Source organism: Sphingomonas sp. GCM10030256 (genome assembly GCF_042666415.1).
Classification (GTDB): Bacteria; Pseudomonadota; Alphaproteobacteria; order Sphingomonadales; family Sphingomonadaceae; genus Sphingomicrobium.
The window spans coordinates 1,538,916-1,557,790 of the sequence record NZ_JBHTDI010000001.1; the positions used below are offsets into that span (position 1 = coordinate 1,538,916).

The 18,875-nt window shown below is 58.7% G+C and carries 14 protein-coding genes; 11 read left to right on the forward strand and 3 right to left on the reverse strand.

Translation table 11 applies throughout. From position 1 onward, the window contains the following. From ACFQPG_RS07625 to ACFQPG_RS07635, 3 genes are all read left to right on the forward strand, one after another. Positions 1-1,881: VCBS domain-containing protein (locus tag ACFQPG_RS07625; RefSeq protein WP_380811577.1), on the forward strand; the 1,881-nt coding region annotated here is incomplete at its 5' end. A gap of 500 nt (positions 1,882-2,381) precedes the next feature. Next, entirely contained in the window at positions 2,382-3,950 is a 1,569-nt protein-coding gene (locus ACFQPG_RS07630) for a sensor histidine kinase (protein ID WP_380811579.1), read from the forward strand. Next, positions 3,947-4,543, forward strand: a complete 597-nt coding sequence (locus ACFQPG_RS07635; protein WP_380811581.1) for a response regulator transcription factor — start codon at positions 3,947-3,949, stop codon at positions 4,541-4,543. The genes ACFQPG_RS07630 and ACFQPG_RS07635 overlap by 4 nt, the downstream gene beginning before the upstream one ends. Here ACFQPG_RS07635 and ACFQPG_RS07640 read toward each other — a convergent pair. After that, on the reverse strand, positions 4,540-5,997 hold the full coding sequence (locus ACFQPG_RS07640; protein ID WP_380811583.1) for a mannose-1-phosphate guanylyltransferase/mannose-6-phosphate isomerase: 1,458 nt from the start codon (positions 5,995-5,997) through the stop codon (positions 4,540-4,542). The two genes, ACFQPG_RS07635 and ACFQPG_RS07640, sit on opposite strands and share 4 nt — an antisense overlap. Positions 5,998-6,444: 447 nt before the next feature. Here ACFQPG_RS07640 and ACFQPG_RS07645 point away from each other — a divergent pair, with 447 nt between their 5' ends. The 8 genes from ACFQPG_RS07645 (at position 6,445) to ACFQPG_RS07680 (ending at position 15,391) form a co-directional block, all read left to right on the forward strand. Further along, entirely contained in the window at positions 6,445-7,626 is a 1,182-nt protein-coding gene (locus tag ACFQPG_RS07645; protein ID WP_380811585.1) for a sugar transferase, read from the forward strand. Positions 7,627-7,641: 15 nt separating this feature from the next. Continuing rightward, positions 7,642-8,706: a GDP-mannose 4,6-dehydratase gene (gmd, locus tag ACFQPG_RS07650; protein WP_380811587.1), complete on the forward strand. Its 1,065-nt coding sequence runs from the start codon at positions 7,642-7,644 to the stop codon at positions 8,704-8,706. Beyond that, positions 8,703-9,656, forward strand: coding sequence for a GDP-L-fucose synthase family protein (locus tag ACFQPG_RS07655; RefSeq protein WP_380811589.1), 954 nt, complete (start codon positions 8,703-8,705; stop codon positions 9,654-9,656). The genes gmd and ACFQPG_RS07655 overlap by 4 nt, the downstream gene beginning before the upstream one ends. Continuing rightward, entirely contained in the window at positions 9,656-10,471 is an 816-nt protein-coding gene (locus ACFQPG_RS07660; protein ID WP_380811591.1) for a glycosyltransferase, read from the forward strand. The genes ACFQPG_RS07655 and ACFQPG_RS07660 overlap by 1 nt, the downstream gene beginning before the upstream one ends. A gap of 80 nt (positions 10,472-10,551) precedes the next feature. Then, a complete protein-coding gene (locus ACFQPG_RS07665; RefSeq protein WP_380811593.1) occupies positions 10,552-11,730 on the forward strand; it encodes a hypothetical protein in 1,179 nt (392 codons plus the stop codon). Continuing rightward, a complete protein-coding gene (locus tag ACFQPG_RS07670) occupies positions 11,727-12,980 on the forward strand; it encodes an oligosaccharide flippase family protein (protein WP_380811595.1) in 1,254 nt (417 codons plus the stop codon). The genes ACFQPG_RS07665 and ACFQPG_RS07670 overlap by 4 nt, the downstream gene beginning before the upstream one ends. Continuing rightward, a complete protein-coding gene (locus ACFQPG_RS07675; protein ID WP_380811597.1) occupies positions 12,977-13,660 on the forward strand; it encodes an acyltransferase in 684 nt (227 codons plus the stop codon). The genes ACFQPG_RS07670 and ACFQPG_RS07675 overlap by 4 nt, the downstream gene beginning before the upstream one ends. Before the next feature lie 558 nt (positions 13,661-14,218). Continuing rightward, positions 14,219-15,391 carry a glycosyltransferase gene (locus ACFQPG_RS07680; RefSeq protein ID WP_380811599.1) on the forward strand — a complete coding sequence of 391 codons (1,173 nt, stop codon included), beginning with the start codon at positions 14,219-14,221 and terminating at the stop codon, positions 15,389-15,391. Here the strand turns inward: ACFQPG_RS07680 and ACFQPG_RS07685 are convergent. Together ACFQPG_RS07685 and ACFQPG_RS07690 are read right to left on the reverse strand one after the other, a co-directional pair. Continuing rightward, positions 15,369-16,616, reverse strand: coding sequence for a WcaI family glycosyltransferase (locus ACFQPG_RS07685; RefSeq protein WP_380811601.1), 1,248 nt, complete (start codon positions 16,614-16,616; stop codon positions 15,369-15,371). The genes ACFQPG_RS07680 and ACFQPG_RS07685 overlap by 23 nt on opposite strands. A 3-nt stretch (positions 16,617-16,619) precedes the next feature. Further along, complete coding sequence (locus ACFQPG_RS07690; RefSeq protein WP_380811603.1) at positions 16,620-18,857, reverse strand: GumC family protein; 2,238 nt, start codon at positions 18,855-18,857, stop codon at positions 16,620-16,622. Between the last annotated feature and the right edge of the window lie 18 nt (positions 18,858-18,875).

Below are 18,875 nucleotides of genomic sequence, written 5' to 3' on the forward strand. Positions count from 1 at the left end.
GTCGCAGCCGACGGCACCTGGAGCTACGCGCTCGACAACGGGCTGGCCGCGATCCAGCAGCTGCCGGCAGGCGAGACCCTGACCGACACGCTGACGGTGGCCAGCAAGGACGGCACTGCGACCCAGCAGATCGTGGTGACCATCACCGGAACCAACGATGCGGCGGTGATCGGCGATTCGACGGTTGCCTCGGTGACCGAGGATGTGGCGGTCAGCAATGGCAACCTGGTGGCCAGCGGCTCGATTTCGATCAGCGATGCCGACCAGAACCAGGGCGCGTTCCAGACCACTGTGACGGGAGGGCAGGGCAACCTGGGCAGCCTGACACTGGCAGCCAACGGCAGCTACACCTACTTGGTGGCGAACAGCGCCACACAATACTTGGGGCTGAACCAGATCAAGGTCGACACCTTCACGGTGATGGCGCTGGACGGCACCACCAAGCAGGTCAGCTTCACAATCACCGGCACCAACGATGGTCCGGTGATCGGCGATCCAACGGTTGCAGCGGTGACCGAGGATGTGGCGGTCAGTAACGGCAACTTGGTGGCCAGCGGATCGATCTCGATCAGCGATGCCGACCAAAACCAAACCTCGTTCCAGACCGCCGTGACGGGAGCGCAGGGCAACTTGGGCAGCCTGACGCTGGCGGCCAACGGCAGCTACACCTACTCGGTCGCCAACAGCGCAACCCAGTACCTGGCGCTGAATGAGACCAAGGTCGACACCTTCACGGTAACGGCGCTCGACGGCACCACCAAGCAGGTCAGCTTCACAATCACCGGGGCCAACGATGCGGCGGTGATCGGCGGGACTAAGACGGGCAATGTGACAGAAGCCACCCCGAACAACGCCGGCACGCCGACCGCCTCTGGAACCTTGACCGCGGCAGACGTGGACAATTCTCCGAACAGCTTCCGGGCGGTGACCAGCGCGCAGGCATCCAGCAATGGATACGGCGCGTTCACGCTCACGGCAGCCGGAGTATGGACCTACACGCTGAACAACAGCAATGTCGCCGTTGATGCTCTCAACAATGGACAGTCGCTGAGCGATAGCTTCACGGTCCAATCAGCTGATGGTACAAGCGAAGTAGTTACCATTCTGATCGCAGGCGCAACTGATACGATCACCCTGGTTCCACCGCCCGTCTTCGATGGCGCAGACCCGAACGACTTTGACACGCTCGTTGGAACGTCGGCCGTCAACAACAGTGCGAACATCAACGGTGATAACCAAGCAGGCGACAACATCACGGGCGGCTCAGCCGACCAGAACATCGACGGCAAGGGTGGAAACGACACCATCTATGCCGGCGGCGGAAAGGATACGGTCACCGGCAACACCGGCGATGATCTACTCTATGGCCAAGCTGACGATGATAGTGTGAGCGGTAATGGTGGCGAAGACACTCTCTACGGCGGTTCCGGGAACGACGCGCTCCTGGGAAGCAACGAGAATGACGTAATGTATGGCGGCAGCGGCACCGATAGCCTGCAAGGCGACAATGGCAACGATGTCCTAATCGGCGGCTATGGTGCTGACAAACTAAGCGGCGGTAATGATGTCGATACCTTCCGCTTCCTAGACGTGAAGGACACAGGCGACACGATCACCGACTTTGTTCTCGGGACCGACAAACTCGATTTCTCCGCGATCGATGCCAACTCCAGCAGCGCTGGCAATCAGCAGTTCGCTTGGGGAGGGGACGACCCAACTGCTTTCGGCATCTGGTATGCGCAGGTTGGGGGAAATACCATCCTGTATGCGGATACTGATGGAAATGCGGCCACGGCGGAGTTCATGGTTACGCTGCAAAGCTTCATCGGTCTGAACCCCTACAGCAATCCCGGAAGCTCTCCGCCCGACTTCTTCCTTTGAAGGATGCGAAGTAATGACAAAAGCCTCCTTGGATCGTTTCCGAGGAGGCTTTTCGTTGTTCCCCCAGCGAAGATGCTCTCAGGCGGTAACCTTTGAAGCCGGAATTCCTGAGGTTGAGAGCCCCAGCAGTCCCAAGATTCCATTCTGTGAGGCATCCGCTTGTCCGCCAGTTATGGGCGTTTATCGCTTCTACCGGTCTGGTGGGCTATATCGACACCAACCAATTCACTACCAAAACCGACAATTGATGTGCGACCAGGCACATTTTGCTTCTGCATCGCCATGCGTCGGTCAAGGAGCGTTGGTGCACGGTCTCATTCGTCAGCCCCTCGGCTGCCAACGGCAGATTGTTGGTCGTCTTGAGGCGGCGAGTACATCCGCTCGCCCCCATCGCCGTGCTCTGACTGGCCAGAACAACATTGCCTGTGCTTCTTCGTGCGCTAAAGAGTGACTGTATGTTGGGCGAGGGGGCCTGACGTCGCGTAACGGGCTATACCTTTGTGAAGTCTTCGCGTTTGGCGGCGCCGGGTGCGCTGTATCTAGCACTTGCCGGCTACGCCTTGCTGTTTGCGCTCCTTCACGAGCTGAGCGCAGCTTGGTCGACATCGCTTTACTACAGCCTCTGGTTCCCGCCCGCGGGCCTTCGATTTGCTCTGCTTTGGTATGCGGGCGCGCGACATGCTCCCAAACTAGCTGCCGTAGAGACGATTGTCGTGCTGCTCATCACTGGGCTGCGGTACGGCTCACTTGATCAGCAGTTACTCTATGTCCTTAGCATCGCCGGCCCGCCTCTGGGCTACGGCCTCGCTATCTTTCTAGCGTCCTGGCTGCTTAGACGCGGATCTAGTGAGCAGGGCCCCGACATGCGGTTGGGGCTTGCAGTTCTGATTGCCCCGATCTTCGGTGCGCTCTGCAGTCTTCCGCCGCACTATCTTCTCGATCGGGGAGATGAGAGCAGCCTCACTGCGCTGGTTGGTACGGCGTCCATTTTCGTGCTTGGCGACCTGCTTGGCGTCCTGATCCTAGCTCCGCCACTTTTATACCTCGCGAAAGCTATTGAGAGGCGGGCCTGGCCTTCCCTTGGCTCACCCAAGCAGTGGGCCGAGAGCATCATTGTGGGGTCTGTTGGGCTGCTCGCCGTGTGGGCCCTGAACTTTGCAGGGTATGGGATCAGTCTCGAGCCGCTTCTCATTGCAGTTGGATGGATAGGCTTGCGTCAGGGGCGCCTAGCGTCATGGTTCGCTATCGTCGCGGTCGCGGTCACTATGCTGCCGTTGACAGTGCATGACCCAACCGATCCGCAGCGTATCGGAGATCACCTCCTGCTCGGCGCAATTGCGGCCATGGGCTACCTTGCAGGAGTTTACTCCGATGCGAGCCGTGAGCTTCGGCGCGACCTTCGGGTCAAGGACCGGACAATTCGGCAGGCCGAACGCTTGAAGTCGCTGCAAGCGATGTCACTCGCGGTGATCCATGAATTAACTCAGCCTCTCTCGACGCTTAAGATCGAAACGAATTACCTTTCGCGCATCGCGTCCACCCCGTCTGCGAAGGAAGGTGAGATCAAGGATTTGGCGCAGCTGATTGCTCGCAAGGCCACAAATATCTCCGACCTTCTGGACCGGCTCCGCGGCTACGGACAGCCAAGCAGCGATCAGGCCGAGTTCGTGTCACTAGACGATCTGTTGCGGCAGGTCATCGACATCGTGGCACCTGAGGCCCGAGCCGCTGCCGCTCGGCTTGAGTTCCGATTTGAGGAAGGTCTTCAGTTGAAGGGATCACCCATCGAACTTCAGCAGGCGCTGATCAACCTCCTCAGGAACGCCATCGCTGCCAGCCCGGGTTCGACCATCCGGGTTGAAGGAAAACAGTCGAATCGAATGGTCGAGATCGCGGTCATCAACGAATACAAGCCCGGTCAGTCTTCCGCGGCAGGGATGGGCATGGGGCGACCAATCGTTGAAGCTATCGCAGAACTGCACGGGGGGCGGTTCGAGGAACGCAAGAGCAACCCTGGCACTTGGGAAGCCGCCCTGATCCTTCCAGATGCGATGCAGCCAACAGCATGAGCGAACTAGGCCGCATCTACGTCCTGGATGACGATGCTGATCTGTCTGCGTCGCTCGCGCGGCTGATCGCACGAGAGGGCTATGAAACCAAAACTTTCGTCGAGCCCGCCGCCCTGGAGCAGGCCTGTCGGGTAGCGGGACCAGACGCAATCCTGACCGACATCATGATGGGTGAAGACAACGGCTTTGACGTCGCTGAATCCTTGCGTTCGGTTGACCCATCGATCGCCTGGATCTTCATGACAGCATGGCCGCACGCTCACGCGGCAGTCGATGCTGTGCGGCGCCACCAAGGCGTCGACTACCTTGCCAAGCCAATCGACGAGGAGCGCCTATTGGCAGCTTGTGCTCAGGCCGTGGGTTGGTCGAGGCATCGCCGCGCGGCCTATCGCCGGCTTGCTAGCCTGACACCCCGGGAATGGGATGTATTCCGCGCACTCTGCAGAGGTCTGAGCAACAAGATGATTGCGGCCGAACTCGACATCAAGCCGAAGACGGTGGAGGATCATAGGGCGTCCATCATGGTGAAAACGCAGGCGGTTGGCCTCGCGGCTTTGATCGAGCTTCAGCGAGCCATCGACCGGCGCGACTAGCTCGCCACCGCGAGTTCAGTCCGGCCGTACTGATCTTCCAGACGAACGATATCGTCCTCACCGAGATAGGCTCCGCACTGCACTTCGATCAGCTCTAGCGGAATCTTGCCCGGATTTTCGAGACGATGCTTCTCACCGGCAGGGATGTAGGTGGACTCGTTTTCTTGCAGCAACCGGACCTGCTCACCGATCGTCACACGTGCAGTTCCTTTCACCACGATCCAGTGCTCGGAGCGATGGTGATGGAGCTGGAGCGATAGCTGTGCTCCGGGACGAACAACGATACGCTTGGTCTGGAATCTGTTACCCCGGTCGGTAGTTTCGTAAGTCCCCCACGGCCGGTGAACCCGCGCATTCTCGAGGTGAGCAGTACTGCCTTGCTGCTTCAATCTGTCCACGAGCAGCTTGGTATCCTGAGCCTTCTCGCGAGGAACAACGAGTACCGCGTCTCGGGTCGCTACGACCACGAGATCATCACATCCGGCCGCGGCGATGAGCTGATCGGTCTCGCTGCGCAGAAGACTGCCTTTGCATTCCTCCGCAAGAACATTGCCTTGCAGCACGTTATCACCGGCGCCCTTCGGGCTTACTTCCCAGAGAGCATGCCAGCTGCCAACGTCGGACCAGCCCATCTCGACTTCGGGAACAACCATGGCCTGAGCGGTCTTCTCCATGACTGCGTAGTCGATGGATACCGCGGGGGCTTCGTTGAAAGCTGAGCTCGGGCGCACAAAACATCCGTCAAGGGTCGCACCAGCAATCGCTGAATCGCAGCTCTCTGCGATTTCAGGGGCATAGGTCTGGAGCTCAGCTAGGTAATTTGCGGCTCGCATGAGGAAGATCCCGCCATTCCAGAAGTGGCGTCCCGAAAGGCAGTAAGCAGCCGCGCGATCTTCGGTAGGCTTCTCGACGAACCGCCGCACGGGCCGTGCTCCGCCTTTGTCAGCGTGCTCGCCAGCTTCGATATAACCATACCCAGTTTCGGCGTGACGCGCCGCGATTCCGAACGTCACCAAGGCTCCTGAGCGCGCAGCAGGAACGCCTGCCTGGATCGCCCGCTGGAAGCTCGCAAGATCCGAAATGACGTGATCGGACGGCATGACAAGCATCAGTGCGTCAGGATCAGTACGCGTCAGCCAAGCTGCAGCGAGAGCAATGGCAGGTGCGGTGTTGCGAGGGCTTGGTTCAAGGATGATGGCACCAGCCTTCGTGTTAAGCTCAGTAAGCTGATCCCGGACTAGGAAACGGAGGTCCTCGCCAGCAACCACGATGGGGTCTGCAAAGCGATCGCTGCGCGTTCTCGCCACGGTTTCCTGAAGCATGGTCCCGCTGCCTGCGATCGAAAGCATCTGCTTGGGCATCACAGCACGGGAGAGCGGCCACAGCCGAGTTCCCGAACCACCACAGAGGATTACCGGGTGGATGGTGCCTTCATTCAAGCGATGATCTGCCATGTAGGATTCCAACAGGTAGTGCAGCGGTCAGGCCTGCAACCCGCCACTTAGAGAGCGGCTTGCTAGGGGCTAAGCCATCCATCTCGCAAACCGGGAAAAATCCGGATGTGCGCTCCTCGCGTCCATGGGCAGAGCCCCAGCCTCGGCAGGGGACCGCCCTGTCTGGTTAGTTTAGGGGAGGGAACTGCAGGGGTGCTGAATTCGCCGGCCTTCGGGCCGACTGCCCTGAACGATGCGTGGCCGCTGCCGCGAGCCACTGCCCTCCAGCAGCAGCAACATCGATCGCGTTCTTCTGCGCTCCCAGAGCGGCAGAACCAAAGACTTCGTTTGTACGGCCTCCTGGTTCTTGTCGACGTCGCGGCGCTGACGCTCGCATTCCTGGCAGCCAGCATGCTCCGCTTCCACTCACTCGATGTGATCGAGGGACTGCGCCTCCTCGCACTGCTGATGCCGCTCTATCTGGTCACGGCGATCACGCAAAAAGCGTACGGGCTCGATGTGCTTGTCAGCCCCAGGTACGGCATTGAACGCGCTTTGAAGGTACTGCTGCTCACCGCGGCGCTCGCCATCGGTGTTCTCTTCATCCTACAGGCGGGCGAGGCGGTTTCCCGTCTCGTCCTTGGGCTGGGAGTGTTGCTCAGCGCAGTCGCGATCGGCGCGTTCCGCTGGAGCGTAGGCCAAGCCATTGGGCGCGCGAACCGCTGGCGCTTCACGAACGACATTCTGATCGTCGATGGCGCGCCCACCCGACCTCAGGCCGGCGAATTGGTGGTCATCGCTGATGGTGCCGACGACTTCTTCAACCAGGATGCGGTTGTCATGGATCGTCTCGGAAAGGCCTTGCTCCACGCCGACCGGGTGGTCCTGGCGGCAAGTCCCGACCGGCGAGGGGGCTGGACCCGCGCCCTCAAGGGCATTGGTATTGATGTAGAAGTTCTGGCGCCAGAGCTATCCGGGCTCGGGCCAGTGGCCCTCCGCAGCTATGGCTCCACGCCCACGTTGGTCGTGGGTTTGAAGCCGTTGGGAATGACGAACCGGGCAAAGAAGCGAGCACTCGACCTGGCAGTCACTGCCCCGGCGCTGCTATTCCTGGCGTTGCCGCTTCTGCTCATCGCCCTGGCCATTCGACTTGAGAGCCGCGGCCCAGCCCTGTTTCGCCAGCCAAGGGTAGGGGAGGGCAACCGCATCTTCTCGATCCTGAAGTTCCGGAGCATGCGCGTCGAGGGCACCGACAGCGCAGGTGTCCGCTCTGCTTCTCGCGAAGATGATCGTGTCACCCGGATTGGGCGCCTGATCCGGCGCACCAGCATCGACGAACTGCCGCAGCTGCTGAACGTGCTGAAGGGGGACATGAGCCTTGTAGGACCACGGCCCCATGCGCTCGCCAGCAAGGCTGAGGAAGCCTTGTTCTGGGAAGTGGATAATCGATACTGGGAGCGCCACGGCATCAAGCCGGGCATCACAGGCCTTGCCCAGATCCGAGGCTTTCGGGGTGCCACCGAATGCCGCTCGGACCTCATCAACCGAGTTCAGGCCGACCTTGAATACCTGCAGGGTTGGAGCCTCAGGCGAGACCTCATGATCCTGATCCGGACACTCCGGGTCATCACCCATCCCAACGCGTTTTGAGGAAGAGCATTTTGCATGTCGTCTAAAGTTGCATTGATCACGGGCATCACCGGTCAGGATGGGGCGTACCTTACCCGTCTTCTGCTCGACAAAGGCTATCGCGTGCACGGCGTGAAGCGCCGCTCGTCCTCGTTCAACACGGGTCGAATCGAGGACCTGTACGAGGATCCGCATCTCGATGATCCGCGTCTTGTCCTGCACTATGGTGACATGACTGACGCCACTAACCTCATCCGGTTGGTGCAGCAGGTGCAGCCCGACGAAATCTACAACCTGGCGGCGCAAAGCCATGTCCAAGTGAGCTTCGAGACGCCGGAATATACCGCGAATGCCGATGCTCTTGGTGTCCTCCGGCTTCTCGAAGCGATCCGCATTCTGAAGCTGGAGAAGAAGACCCGTTTCTACCAAGCCTCGACGTCCGAGCTGTACGGGCTGGTGCAAGAAGTGCCGCAGCGCGAAACGACGCCCTTCTATCCGCGCTCGCCATACGCTGCTGCCAAGCTCTACGCGTACTGGATCGTCGTGAACTATCGTGAGGCCTACGGCATTCACGCGTCCAACGGCATCCTCTTCAATCACGAGAGCCCTCTTCGCGGTGAAACCTTTGTCACCCGCAAGATCACGCGGGCCGTGGCGGCGATAGCACACGGCCGGCAAGAGACGCTTTGGCTGGGCAACCTCGACGCCAAGCGCGACTGGGGGCATGCCCGCGAGTATTGTGAGGGAATGTGGCGCATTCTGCAGCAGGACGAGGCTGACGATTACGTACTCGCTACGGGCGAGACGACGCCAGTGCGCACCTTCGTCGAGTGGGCCTTCGACGATGTGGGTTTGAAGATTGAGTGGCAGGGCGAAGACGTTGACGAAAAGGGCCTATGCGCCGAGACGGGCAAGACCTTGGTCTCCATCGATCCACGATACTTCCGCCCGACGGAGGTGGAGCTCTTGATCGGTGACCCGACCAAGGCTCGCGAGAAGCTTGGTTGGACCCACAAGACCAGCGCGCGCGAGCTCTGTCGTGAGATGGTCGAGGCTGACCTTTTCATCATGCGTGACGCTCCGCTTGGGCGGCTCTCGTGACGCCGGAGATCTACTCTCTCGCCGGGAAGCGAGTCTTCGTTGCTGGTCATCGTGGGATGGTCGGCAGTGCGATCGTGCGCCGGCTTGCGAGCGAGAACTGCGAGGTACTTACGGCTTCGAGGGACGAGCTTGATCTCAAGGATCAGCAAGCCGTTGATACATGGTTTGCAGCGAACCGGCCCGAAGCCGTGTTCCTGGCCGCGGCCAAGGTCGGCGGCATTTTGGCTAACGACCGATTTCCAGCCGACTTCCTCTATGACAACCTGATGATCGAAGCGAACGTGATCCACGCGTCGCATCGTCACGATGTGGGGAAGCTGCTGTTTCTGGGCTCTAGCTGCATTTACCCGAAGTTTGCGCCACAGCCGATCACGGAGGACGCGCTACTCACTGGTCCGCTTGAACCGACGAACGAGTGGTACGCGATTGCGAAGATCGCCGGCATCAAGCTGTGCCAGGCCTATCGCCGGCAGCACGGCCGCGACTTCATCAGTGCGATGCCGACCAATCTCTACGGACCCGGCGACAACTTCGACCTGCAGTCCAGCCATGTGCTGCCGGCTCTGATCCGGAAGGCACACGAAGCGAAAGAGAGCGATGCACCCAGCATCGAGATTTGGGGCACCGGAACGCCGCGCCGTGAATTCCTCCACGTTGACGACCTCGCTGACGCCTGCGTGTTCCTGATGCAGCGCTATAGCGATGAGGAGCATGTGAATGTCGGTTCCGGCGAGGATATCGCAATCGCCGACCTCGCCAAGATCGTATGCGATGTTGTTGGCTTCGAATGCGAGCTCGCATTCGACACGAGCAAGCCCGATGGCACACCACGGAAGCTCATGAGCAGCGAGCGACTGATCTCTATGGGTTGGAAACCGGCCGTGCGGCAACGCGATGGCATCGCAGCGACTTACCCCTGGTTCCTCCGTCAGCAGCAGACGGCCGTGTGATGGCCACACCCCTGTTGTCCATCGTGACGGTATGTTTCGAAAACCCGGGTGAGCTGCTCCGCACGCTACAATCAATCGCTCGACTGCCTCGAGCTGAATTTGAGGCCATAGTAATTGATGGCTCGCGAGATGACAGCTGCAAGCACGTAATTACCAGCCTTAGCTCTTTGCCTCGTTACGTGCATGAGCGAGACCGAGGCATGTACGACGGGATGAATAAGGGAATACAAGCAGCATCCGGAGCGGCGATCCTTTTCCTGAATTCAGGGGACGAATTGGCTCAACCGGACGAATTCGCAAGGGCCGTATACGAAAACCGCTCATTGCTTGGCACCCATCTGCTCTATGGGGACACGATTGATGACTTTGGAACGAGACAAGTTCTTCGTCATGAAGACCAAGTTATAACCGACGACAGCATCCGGAGGGGTGACTTACCATGTCATCAGTCCATTCTGGTCCCTTCATCGTTCTGCAAGCGCAACCCGTACGATCTAGCCATCGGAACGTCAGCAGATACACTCTTTCTTAGGAAAGCGTTCAAGACGTTGCCGCAAAAGAAGATGTCAGTCCCGGTATCTGTCTTCCACTATGGCGGGGTCTCCAATACGGCACCGCCCTGGAGCGGCTTTTTCCGTTCGTACAGAGAAGTGCTGGCAGCGCGAAAGCTCCGCTTTGCGGAGAGGCTCCATGTTTTCGGGCAACTGCTCGTTCGGCAGATTTTGAGCTCGCTCCTTGGCAGTTACAAGTACAGGGTTCTACAATCGAGGCGCGCGCAAGCCCGCTCTGCAAGACAAATTGCGACAGGATCGTGACCCAAGTGAGTAAGAAGCGGATAGCGGCGTTCTTTATTGGTACACTCTGCATAATAGAGGTGCCACTAGGAGGGCGGCTGATGGGTACTGATCTGCTGTGCATAGTCGGCGGCGTTTGTGCGCTCTTGCAAGGTTCGTGGACAAAAACCTCAAAGACGGTGCGTAGTGCGGTACTCTTCGGATTGCTCTGGCTGTTTGGCGCTATCGTAACTGACCTCTACCGTGCCACTCCAATTGAGGATTTCGCCCGTGGGTGGCTGAAGGTAGTCGTTCTAATCTTCGCCTTGCTAGCTCTTGATCGTGCCGCCCGGCAGGATGCTTTCCTGCCGCGCTTCTTTTGGGTCGGCGTAGTAGTTGGTCTCGCAGCGAAGCCCCTTTTTTTTGAGGTTTACGGGTTCGCTGAAGCTCCTTGGAAGTTTGGGTTAGGTCTCGCGGCTGCTGGGGCGTGGTTCTCTTTGCTGCCCCGTCGAATGCCGGACACTATCCGAGCCGTGGGATCGTTAGCTCTAGCTGTGTTGAGCCTTTACTTAGACTTCAGGAGCTTCTTCGCGATCCTCATGTTGTCGGCAGCGGCTGTTGTGTTCCGTCAGAGTATCTCTAAATACCTTTTTGGGGACCAGGCAAGCCTGCAAACACGAGCAATGATTGTCATTATTACCGTCGGGGTGTGTGCTGGCACCGTATCGATGTACGAGTACGCGGCTGGTTCTGGCCAGCTTGGTCATGCGGCACAAGCCAAGTACCGAATGCAGTCTGACTTGGGCCTTTCATTGCTTCAGGCTGGTCGGCAGGAAACTCTGGTATCTGTGCAGGCGATCGCAGATGCTCCGTTGCTGGGACATGGTTCATGGGCGAAAGACTGGACTTACGTCGACATGCTCGCGCAAGAACTGCAGGCCCGTGGTGCATTCATCCCACCGAGCTTCGGCAAAGACGGTCTGGTGCCTTCGCATTCTTATATTCTGGGGGCGTGGGTTGAGCACGGCGTTTTAGCAGTGCCATTTTGGATTTTGTTTGTCACAGTTTGTGTCAGGGCTATCAAGGCTGGCGTATCCAGCACGGACTCAAGTCGTCGGATCCTGATCTTTCTTGGGCTGCTCAACCTCTGGGACATGTTCTTCTCGCCATTCGGTGCCCAGCAGCGGGTTCTGGTGGCGGCAGCGATCGTTATGACTGTTTCGGAGCACTCAATCGGAAAGCAACGCCGCCCGGTCCGCCGATCGCTTTTACCTTCGACACGTTTGGCTTCCGCCGGATGAGCCACTCACTCCGCAGCAATCTGACTGCAGGCATGATCGTCCAAGCGAGCAACCTTGTACTTCCTTTGCTGACCATACCCTTGCTCGCCCGCTCATTCGCCACGGATGGGTTCGGCAGGTACGTGATCGCCGTCGCGGCGACGACCTACGTGTGCCTAGTCGTGGAATGGGGACTCACCATCAGTGCCGCGCGTACTGTAGCTCACCATAGGGATGTTCCCGACAAACTCGCAGAGACATTTTGGGTAAACATCGCTACTAGATTCATGTTGCTTGGGCCGGCCGCAGCGATCCTGGTTTTTGTGGACTTCTTCTTTGTTCGTGACTTCAACTTTTCAGCAGTAGCCATTCTTGCGCTACTCGGAACAGCGATAAATACGGACTGGCTTCTCCTTGGACTCGAGCGGGGGCGCGACATCGCAACCCGAGTTCTACTTGGAAGGCTTGTGACGACCTTATTGGTGTTTGGGCTGGTTCGCGGCCGGTCCGACATTATACTAGCCTTCTCCCTTTGGGTGACTGGAGGTTTTATAAGTTCGCTCCTTATTTTTATTTCATCAAAGCGAAGAGTGCCCCCCCTCAATTCAGCAATCACAATGGCTAGTGTGTTTAAGAATATCGCAGATCAGCGTCACTCGTTCACAATCCGGGCGGCCGCCCTCTTGTACGCCATCTCGGCTCCAATCATTGCCGGAGCAGTTACAGGCCCCGGAGCGGCAGGTCTCTACGGCGGAGCAGATAGGATTGCGCGTGCCGCCTTAGGTTTCTTCGGGCAAATCAGCAACGCAGTAACGCCGAGGACTAATTATCTGTTTAGGGCTTCGCCAAGTGAAATGATCCGGTTCATGCGGATATCGGCTACCGTTCAAATAGTAGTTGCATCAGTTTGCTGTATATTCATTTTTGTTGCTGCGCCGCTCCTAGTGCGATACATTCTTGGCGTTCCCTTTGTGGATTCAGTCGAACTTCTCAAGGTTCTGTCGGGACTTGTTCCACTTGTAGTTATAAACAATATACTGGGCGTGCAATTTCTTGTTCCCTTAGGGTCCGAGAAACAGGTTGCCCGTTCAACTCTCTTCACGCTGCTGGCTTTTCTAATTGGCTCTTTTCTTCTCGGATTGCAATTCGGTGCATTCGGTGTTGCGATTGCCACTATTTTGGCGGAGATGTTCTGCTTGTCCTTGCTGATGTCTACCCTGCTACGCCTGCACCCGGAGGTCCTGGGAACAGGGAAGGGGTGGCAAGCATGAAGGTCGCTCTGCAAGCTGGAGCCCAAATTCTGCTTTGGCTCTTCCCATGGGTAATCCGGAGGCGAGTTCTAAACTCCGTGTTCGGTTTCGCACTGCATAAAACATCAAAGGTGGGTTTTTCTCTTATCTTGGCGCGCCAATGCTCGATTGGGGCACAGGGAAGGGTCGGCTCAGGCACCATCATCAAAGGCTTAGACTTACTCGAAGTCGGTGATGGAGGTCGAATAGGAAACTTCAACTGGATTACCGCTCTCCCAAGAAACCGGGCCAATGGCTATTTTTTGGAACAGGTCGGCCGAAAACCAGTACTGGTACTCGGGGGGTATTCTTCTATCACCGCCGGTCATTTAATTGACTGTACAGATGCGGTCTCGATTGGGCCTTTTTCTGTTGTAGGAGGCTGGCGCAGTCAGTTTCTGACGCACTCCCTTGAAATAATTGATGGCCGTCAGTCCTGTGCGCCAATCCGGATCGGGCATCATTGTTTTATTGGTACAGGTGTTATCCTGCTGAAGGGCAGCCTTTTGCCGGCACGATCTGTGTTGGCTGCCGGTTCGGTCCTTACCGGTCGGAATGATGCGGAGTGTATACTCTACGCAGGCAACCCTGCCCGGCCGGTAAAGGCGCTGGAAAGATCGAGCGCTTACTTGAACCGAGACGCCAACCATGATGATCGTTGAGCCCTAAATGCTTGCCTCACGAAGCTTCCCTTTATCGCATCGGCTCCTCCGGGCGGTTTGGAGCCTAACCTGGCTTCTACTCGCCGCTTGGACACCTCCACCCCTTCATGCTTGGAGGAGAGTGCTTCTCCGAGCGTTTGGCGCCCAAATTGGTGATGGCGCTCGCATCTATGGTAGCGCGCGCGTCTGGTATCCTCCAAACCTCACAATGGGTGAGGGTTCGGTCTTGGGTTGGAAGGCCTTCGCTTATACCCAAGCTCGAATTCAGATCGGAGACTATGCCGTCGTCTCACAGTTTGCTCATCTTGTTTCCGGTACCCACGACATCCACGATCCTCAATTCGGATTGCGAACTAAGCCAATCATCATTGGGCGTCACGGGTGGGTGGCCGCAAATGCGTTCGTCGGCCCCGGCGTACATATCGCGGAGGGAGCCATTCTAGGCGGTGCTGCAGTCACGTTTCGTGATCTAGAGCCCTGGACGGTTTATGTGGGTAACCCAGCAGCAGCGATAGGAAGGCGCGCGGTGTTTACGACCGTTGGTGAGAAGTTGCCCCGATGAAAGTTCTGCATCTAATCCTCACCGCTGACCCCAAGTTTGGAGGCCCGATTGAAGCTGCTCAAAGTTTTGCTCGTGAGTGGATTGCCGCGGGGGTGGAGCACGACCTTCTTACTCTTGATGCACCTGGATCAGATTACTTGCCTGATTTCCCGGGGAGGGTGTTCTGTCTAGGACCACGTCCAGGACACGGTCCACTGCATCGCTATCGCTACAGCAAGCAGTTTCGCGCGTGGCTCCGCGCTCACAAGACCGATTACGATGCTGTTTTAGTAAGTGGCCTATGGCGTTATCTAAATCGCGCCGCGCGATGCGAGCTGGTTGGAGGTGACAAACCTTACTTTGTGTTTACGCACGGAATGCTTGATCCGTGGTTTCGCCGCACTTACCCGCTGAAGCATATAGGCAAGCAGGTCTCTTGGTGGCTCGCAGAGGGGCCGCTGCTCGCAGGCGCCCGGAACGTCCTTTTCACGTGTGAGGAAGAAAGGCTGCAAGCTAATCAAGCATTCTGGCCTTACAGGGTAGAAGGCCAGGTGGTGAATTATGGCGCGAGCGATGTGCCCAATGACGCGGAGCGGCAAATTGCGGCATTTCGTGCTGCGGTACCGCGACTCGGCAGTCGGCCGCATTTGCTCTTCCTGAGCCGCATTCATGAAAAAAAGGGATGCGATCTGCTGATCGATGCTTTCGCCTCTATAGCTGCCGAGTATCGGGAGATGGATCTGGTCATAGCAGGCCCAGATCAGGTCGGGCTTGTATCAAATTTGACTGAACAGGCGAGAAATCTCGGCATCCAACATCGGGTGCACTTCCCGGGCATGCTCCAGGGAGAGGCCAAATACGGAGCCTTCCGCAGCGCAGAGGCATTCACGCTAACTTCGCACCAGGAAAACTTCGGTATCGTCGTTGCCGAGGCGCTAGCTTGCGGCACACCCGTGCTTATCAGTGACAAAGTCAACATCTGGCGCGAGATCGTAGAGGACGAAGCCGGGTATGCAGAGCCGGACACCCGCGAGGGATCTCGGCGGCTTCTTCAGCGCTTTCTCTCGATGTCTGCTGATCAGAAGAATGAGATGCGCCATAAAGCTAGGCAGTGCTTCGAAAGACGTTACCGAATGGAAGACGCAGCGTCTCGGCTGCTAGAGTTCCTCAAAAAGCGGGTTCACTCTTAAGCCTGAACGGCCCTTGCTGGATCTGGCTCAACGCGCTTGCGAGAATTGCCGCCTTAGACCAGCGCGCCGCTGCCCTCTCTTGCGCCGCTCGGCCAGCTTCTTCCCGCAGTTGTGTATCGTTCACCAGCCGCTCTATGGCCGCAGCAAAGGCGTTAGGAAGTTCAGGTTCGACAACCAAACCGCAACCTTGCACCTCCCTCGCTAGGCCGGTTCCGGGCGCCGCCATGGCGACAACGGCTTTGCCGGAGGCGAGCATATTGGTCAGTTTGGACGGAAGAACTAGATCTGCGGCGTCCGCCTTCTGCGGCAGCAGATGGACTGTGGCGAGTCCAAGGAGTTCGTTCAACCGCTCAGTGGGCTGGAGCTTCTGAAAGCGGATATTAGGCAGATCCGCGGCAAGCATCTCTAGGCGATCGCGAAGGGGTCCCTCACCACAGATTACAAACGTCAAATCGGCACGGCAACGCAGGAGCCTTGCCGCCTCTACTACGTCCTCCAAGCCTTGCTTGTTGCCTAGGTTTCCTGAGTAAAGCGCCACATGCGGTGTGCGGATGTTCCATTCCGATCGGTATGACGATCCGCTGCTTTCGCTCGGTGTAATCCGCTCCAGCGCCGCCCAGTTGCGTAGTTCGCCAATACGCTCTGGTCGTCGAACACGTTCTCGCACGCGAGCGACCATTTCGGGGCTGATTGTCGTGATGCGGTCGAAGGCCCCATAGATCTTTCGTTCGGCCCATCTTCCAGCACGCTCCGTCACTCCTCCTTTCGGAAGCAGCCCCGTTGCGATGCTAGCGTCGACCTCTAGATCCTGGATGTGCAACCAACTGCGCGCTCTAGTCAAACGCGAGACCAACGATGCGAGCGGAGCCGACAGAAGGGAAGGAGCGACTGTGAAGACGAGATCTGGCCCAAACCGGAACGCAGCCCTGAGTGTTGGAAGGAGCGCAGAAGCGGCGAAGGAAAAGTGATGGACCAGGCGCTTGAGACCGGTCGGGTGGGCAGGAACATAGATCGGGCACCGGATGACGCGGACGCCGCCCTCAACCGTTACGTGGTAACCTCCACCGTATCCAGGGAAGGTTGCCCAGCGCGGATAATAGGGGTGTGCAACAACGGCCTGCACCTCATGCCCGGCTTCTACAAGCGCTTGGCAGAGCTCAGCCGAGTACAAACCGATCCCGATTTCCTCAGGGGCGTAGTTCAGTCCGATGAACAGGATGCGCAAGGCTTAGCCCTGACCAAGTTGCGCGGTCTCACCCGAACCGTATCGATACGAGTACCCGTACCCGTATTCTCCATACCCGATCTTGCGGGCGTCGAACTTCGTCAGCACGGCGCCAATCATCCTAGCGCCGCCGCCGCGGAGGCGAGCAAGGGCGCTCTTCGCAGCGCCGCGATGAGCGCCGTTGGCCTCAATCACGAACAGCACGCCCTGAGCCGCCGCGGCCAGCCTCGGAGCGTCTGCTAGGCCGAGCACTGGCGGCCCGTCGATGATGACGACATCGAACCTTGCCTGCAGCGTCGTGAAGAGCTCGCCGAGGAGGTTCGTGGCAAGGAGTTGGGCGGGGCTTGGGGGGAGGGGGCCCGAAGACAGGAACATGAGACCTGGCTGGTCGGTCGGCTGAATCACCTGCTCAAGGCCCATCTGCCGCGCAAGCACGTTCGATAGCCCTGCCTTGTTGGGGAGGCCGAGGATCCGGTGGACGCTCGGCTTGCGGAGGTCCGCATCCACCAGAAGCACGTGCTGACCGGCCGCGGCGAAGTCGCGGGCGAGGGCGAAAGCAGTGGTCGACTTGCCTTCGGACGGGCGGCTCGAGGTGAGCAGCAGGGTCGGGGGCACGCCGTCGGCGCTCGCCAACTCAATGGAGGAGCGGACGCTCTGCTGGGCCTCAGCGACACTCGAGCGCGGGTCCCTAAGTTGCGCCCGCACATCCGCGCCCTTGTTCACCAGCGGCACTACGCCAAGGAGTGGCAGGTGGAGCTTGGCCTCGACGTCATCCGGCGCGCGAACCGCATCGTCGAACTTCTCGCGGGCGAAAACCAGCAGGAAGGCAAGCGCAAGGCCGGCGAGACCAGCAAGCGCCATGTTGATCGCTGGGCGGGGACGGACCGGCGTACTCGGCGCTTCGGCCTTGTCGACGATCGAGATGTTATTGTTCGTAACGCCCGCCTGTGCGCCCACTTCTTTGTAGCGCTGCAGCAGCCCGTCGTAGAGTTCGCGGTTGGTGTCGACCTCGCGCTTCAAGATGTTGTAGCGAACCCCGCGATCCTGCTCGGCAAGCGTTGCGCCCTTCAGCTGGCTCACATTGCCGGCGAGCGCCTGCTCCTGGCGCAACGCCACTTGATATTGCTCACGGATGGAGTTGCGGATGCTGTTCGCAAGTGTGGCGATCTGACGGTCTAGCTCACCGATGTTCGCCTTCGCCTGTACGACAGTCGGATGCTCCGCGCGACGACGCTTAAGCTCCTCGCTGTAGGTTGCTTCGGCCTCAGCTCGCCGTTGCGTCAACTGCTGAACAGTTGGGTTGGAGAGCACTTCCGGGAGGCTCATCAGCGGAGTTGCCTGAGCCTGGTTCCAGCGTTGCTCTTTCTCAAGCCGCGCCGACCGCGCCTGCGCGAAAGACTGGTTCAGCTGCACCAAGTTTGCCGTCGTCAGGCTGCGCGGTCCTACTTCGGCTGCCGAGCCTGAGGCGCCGGCACTCGCGTCGATCAGGCCCGCGCTCCGAGAATAAGCGATGAGCGAGCGCTCAGATTCTTCCAGCTTCGCCTTGGTGAGAGCCAGTTGCTTCTGGAGAAACTCGCGCGAGTAACTCGATGTGTCGAAGCGGCGCTGCAGGTTGGAGGAGATGAAGTTCGACGCATATGCGTTGGCGACACTTGCGGCGAGTGTCGGATCGCGGCTTTCAACGGCTATGGAGACGACCCTGCTATTGCGGGGAAGGGTTACTGTGAGGCTGTCCTCGAGAAGTGCAAGCGCCTGCTCCCGCTTTTCCTTTGCGCCGTCTTTGCCTGTCTTCAGCGGCTTAGCACCCTGAGCAGCGAGGAAATCAGGCTTTCCAGCGAGACGAAGCTCGTCAACAACCTGGTCCGCAAGAGCACGGCTCTTGATGATATCCACTTGCGTTTGGAGGAAGCGCTCAGCTTCTTGGGCGCTTGGGACCGGCTCAAGGTCCTCGGTCCCCAGGATCTTAGCGGATTGCTGCTCTATCTGGACGGTGGTCGCCGCACGGTAGGTGGGTGTGGTCAGCAGAATGCTCGCTACTCCGGCAGCAAGCGCCAGACCAATGACTGCGAGGATCAGCCAGCGGTTGCGGTACAGTGCGGACCAGATCGCGCGGAGATCAATCCCGTCCTGCTCCTCAACGACCTCATAGTCGGCTTTAACTCGTTCGCTGACGCGATCCGCTAAGAGAGCAATGAGGCGATCGTCAGACGCCGCAGAGAGGGCGCGGTCGGCCTTGTTCATTTCGATTATTCTCTCTGC

What these genes read in the sequence shown, in the direction of transcription:
- ACFQPG_RS07675 (WP_380811597.1), top strand. Translation starts at nt 12,977, where the DNA reads ATGAAGGTCGCTCTGCAAGCTGGAGCCCAAATTCTGCTTTGGCTCTTC.
- ACFQPG_RS07660 (WP_380811591.1), top strand. Translation starts at nt 9,656, where the DNA reads ATGGCCACACCCCTGTTGTCCATCGTGACGGTATGTTTCGAAAACCCG.
- ACFQPG_RS07680 (WP_380811599.1), top strand. Translation starts at nt 14,219, where the DNA reads ATGAAAGTTCTGCATCTAATCCTCACCGCTGACCCCAAGTTTGGAGGC.
- ACFQPG_RS07640 (WP_380811583.1), bottom strand. Translation starts at nt 5,997, where the DNA reads ATGGCAGATCATCGCTTGAATGAAGGCACCATCCACCCGGTAATCCTC.
- ACFQPG_RS07645 (WP_380811585.1), top strand. Translation starts at nt 6,445, where the DNA reads ATGCCGCTCTATCTGGTCACGGCGATCACGCAAAAAGCGTACGGGCTC.
- ACFQPG_RS07665 (WP_380811593.1), top strand. Translation starts at nt 10,552, where the DNA reads ATGGGTACTGATCTGCTGTGCATAGTCGGCGGCGTTTGTGCGCTCTTG.
- gmd (WP_380811587.1), top strand. Translation starts at nt 7,642, where the DNA reads ATGTCGTCTAAAGTTGCATTGATCACGGGCATCACCGGTCAGGATGGG.
- ACFQPG_RS07670 (WP_380811595.1), top strand. Translation starts at nt 11,727, where the DNA reads ATGAGCCACTCACTCCGCAGCAATCTGACTGCAGGCATGATCGTCCAA.
- ACFQPG_RS07635 (WP_380811581.1), top strand. Translation starts at nt 3,947, where the DNA reads ATGAGCGAACTAGGCCGCATCTACGTCCTGGATGACGATGCTGATCTG.
- ACFQPG_RS07690 (WP_380811603.1), bottom strand. Translation starts at nt 18,857, where the DNA reads ATGAACAAGGCCGACCGCGCCCTCTCTGCGGCGTCTGACGATCGCCTC.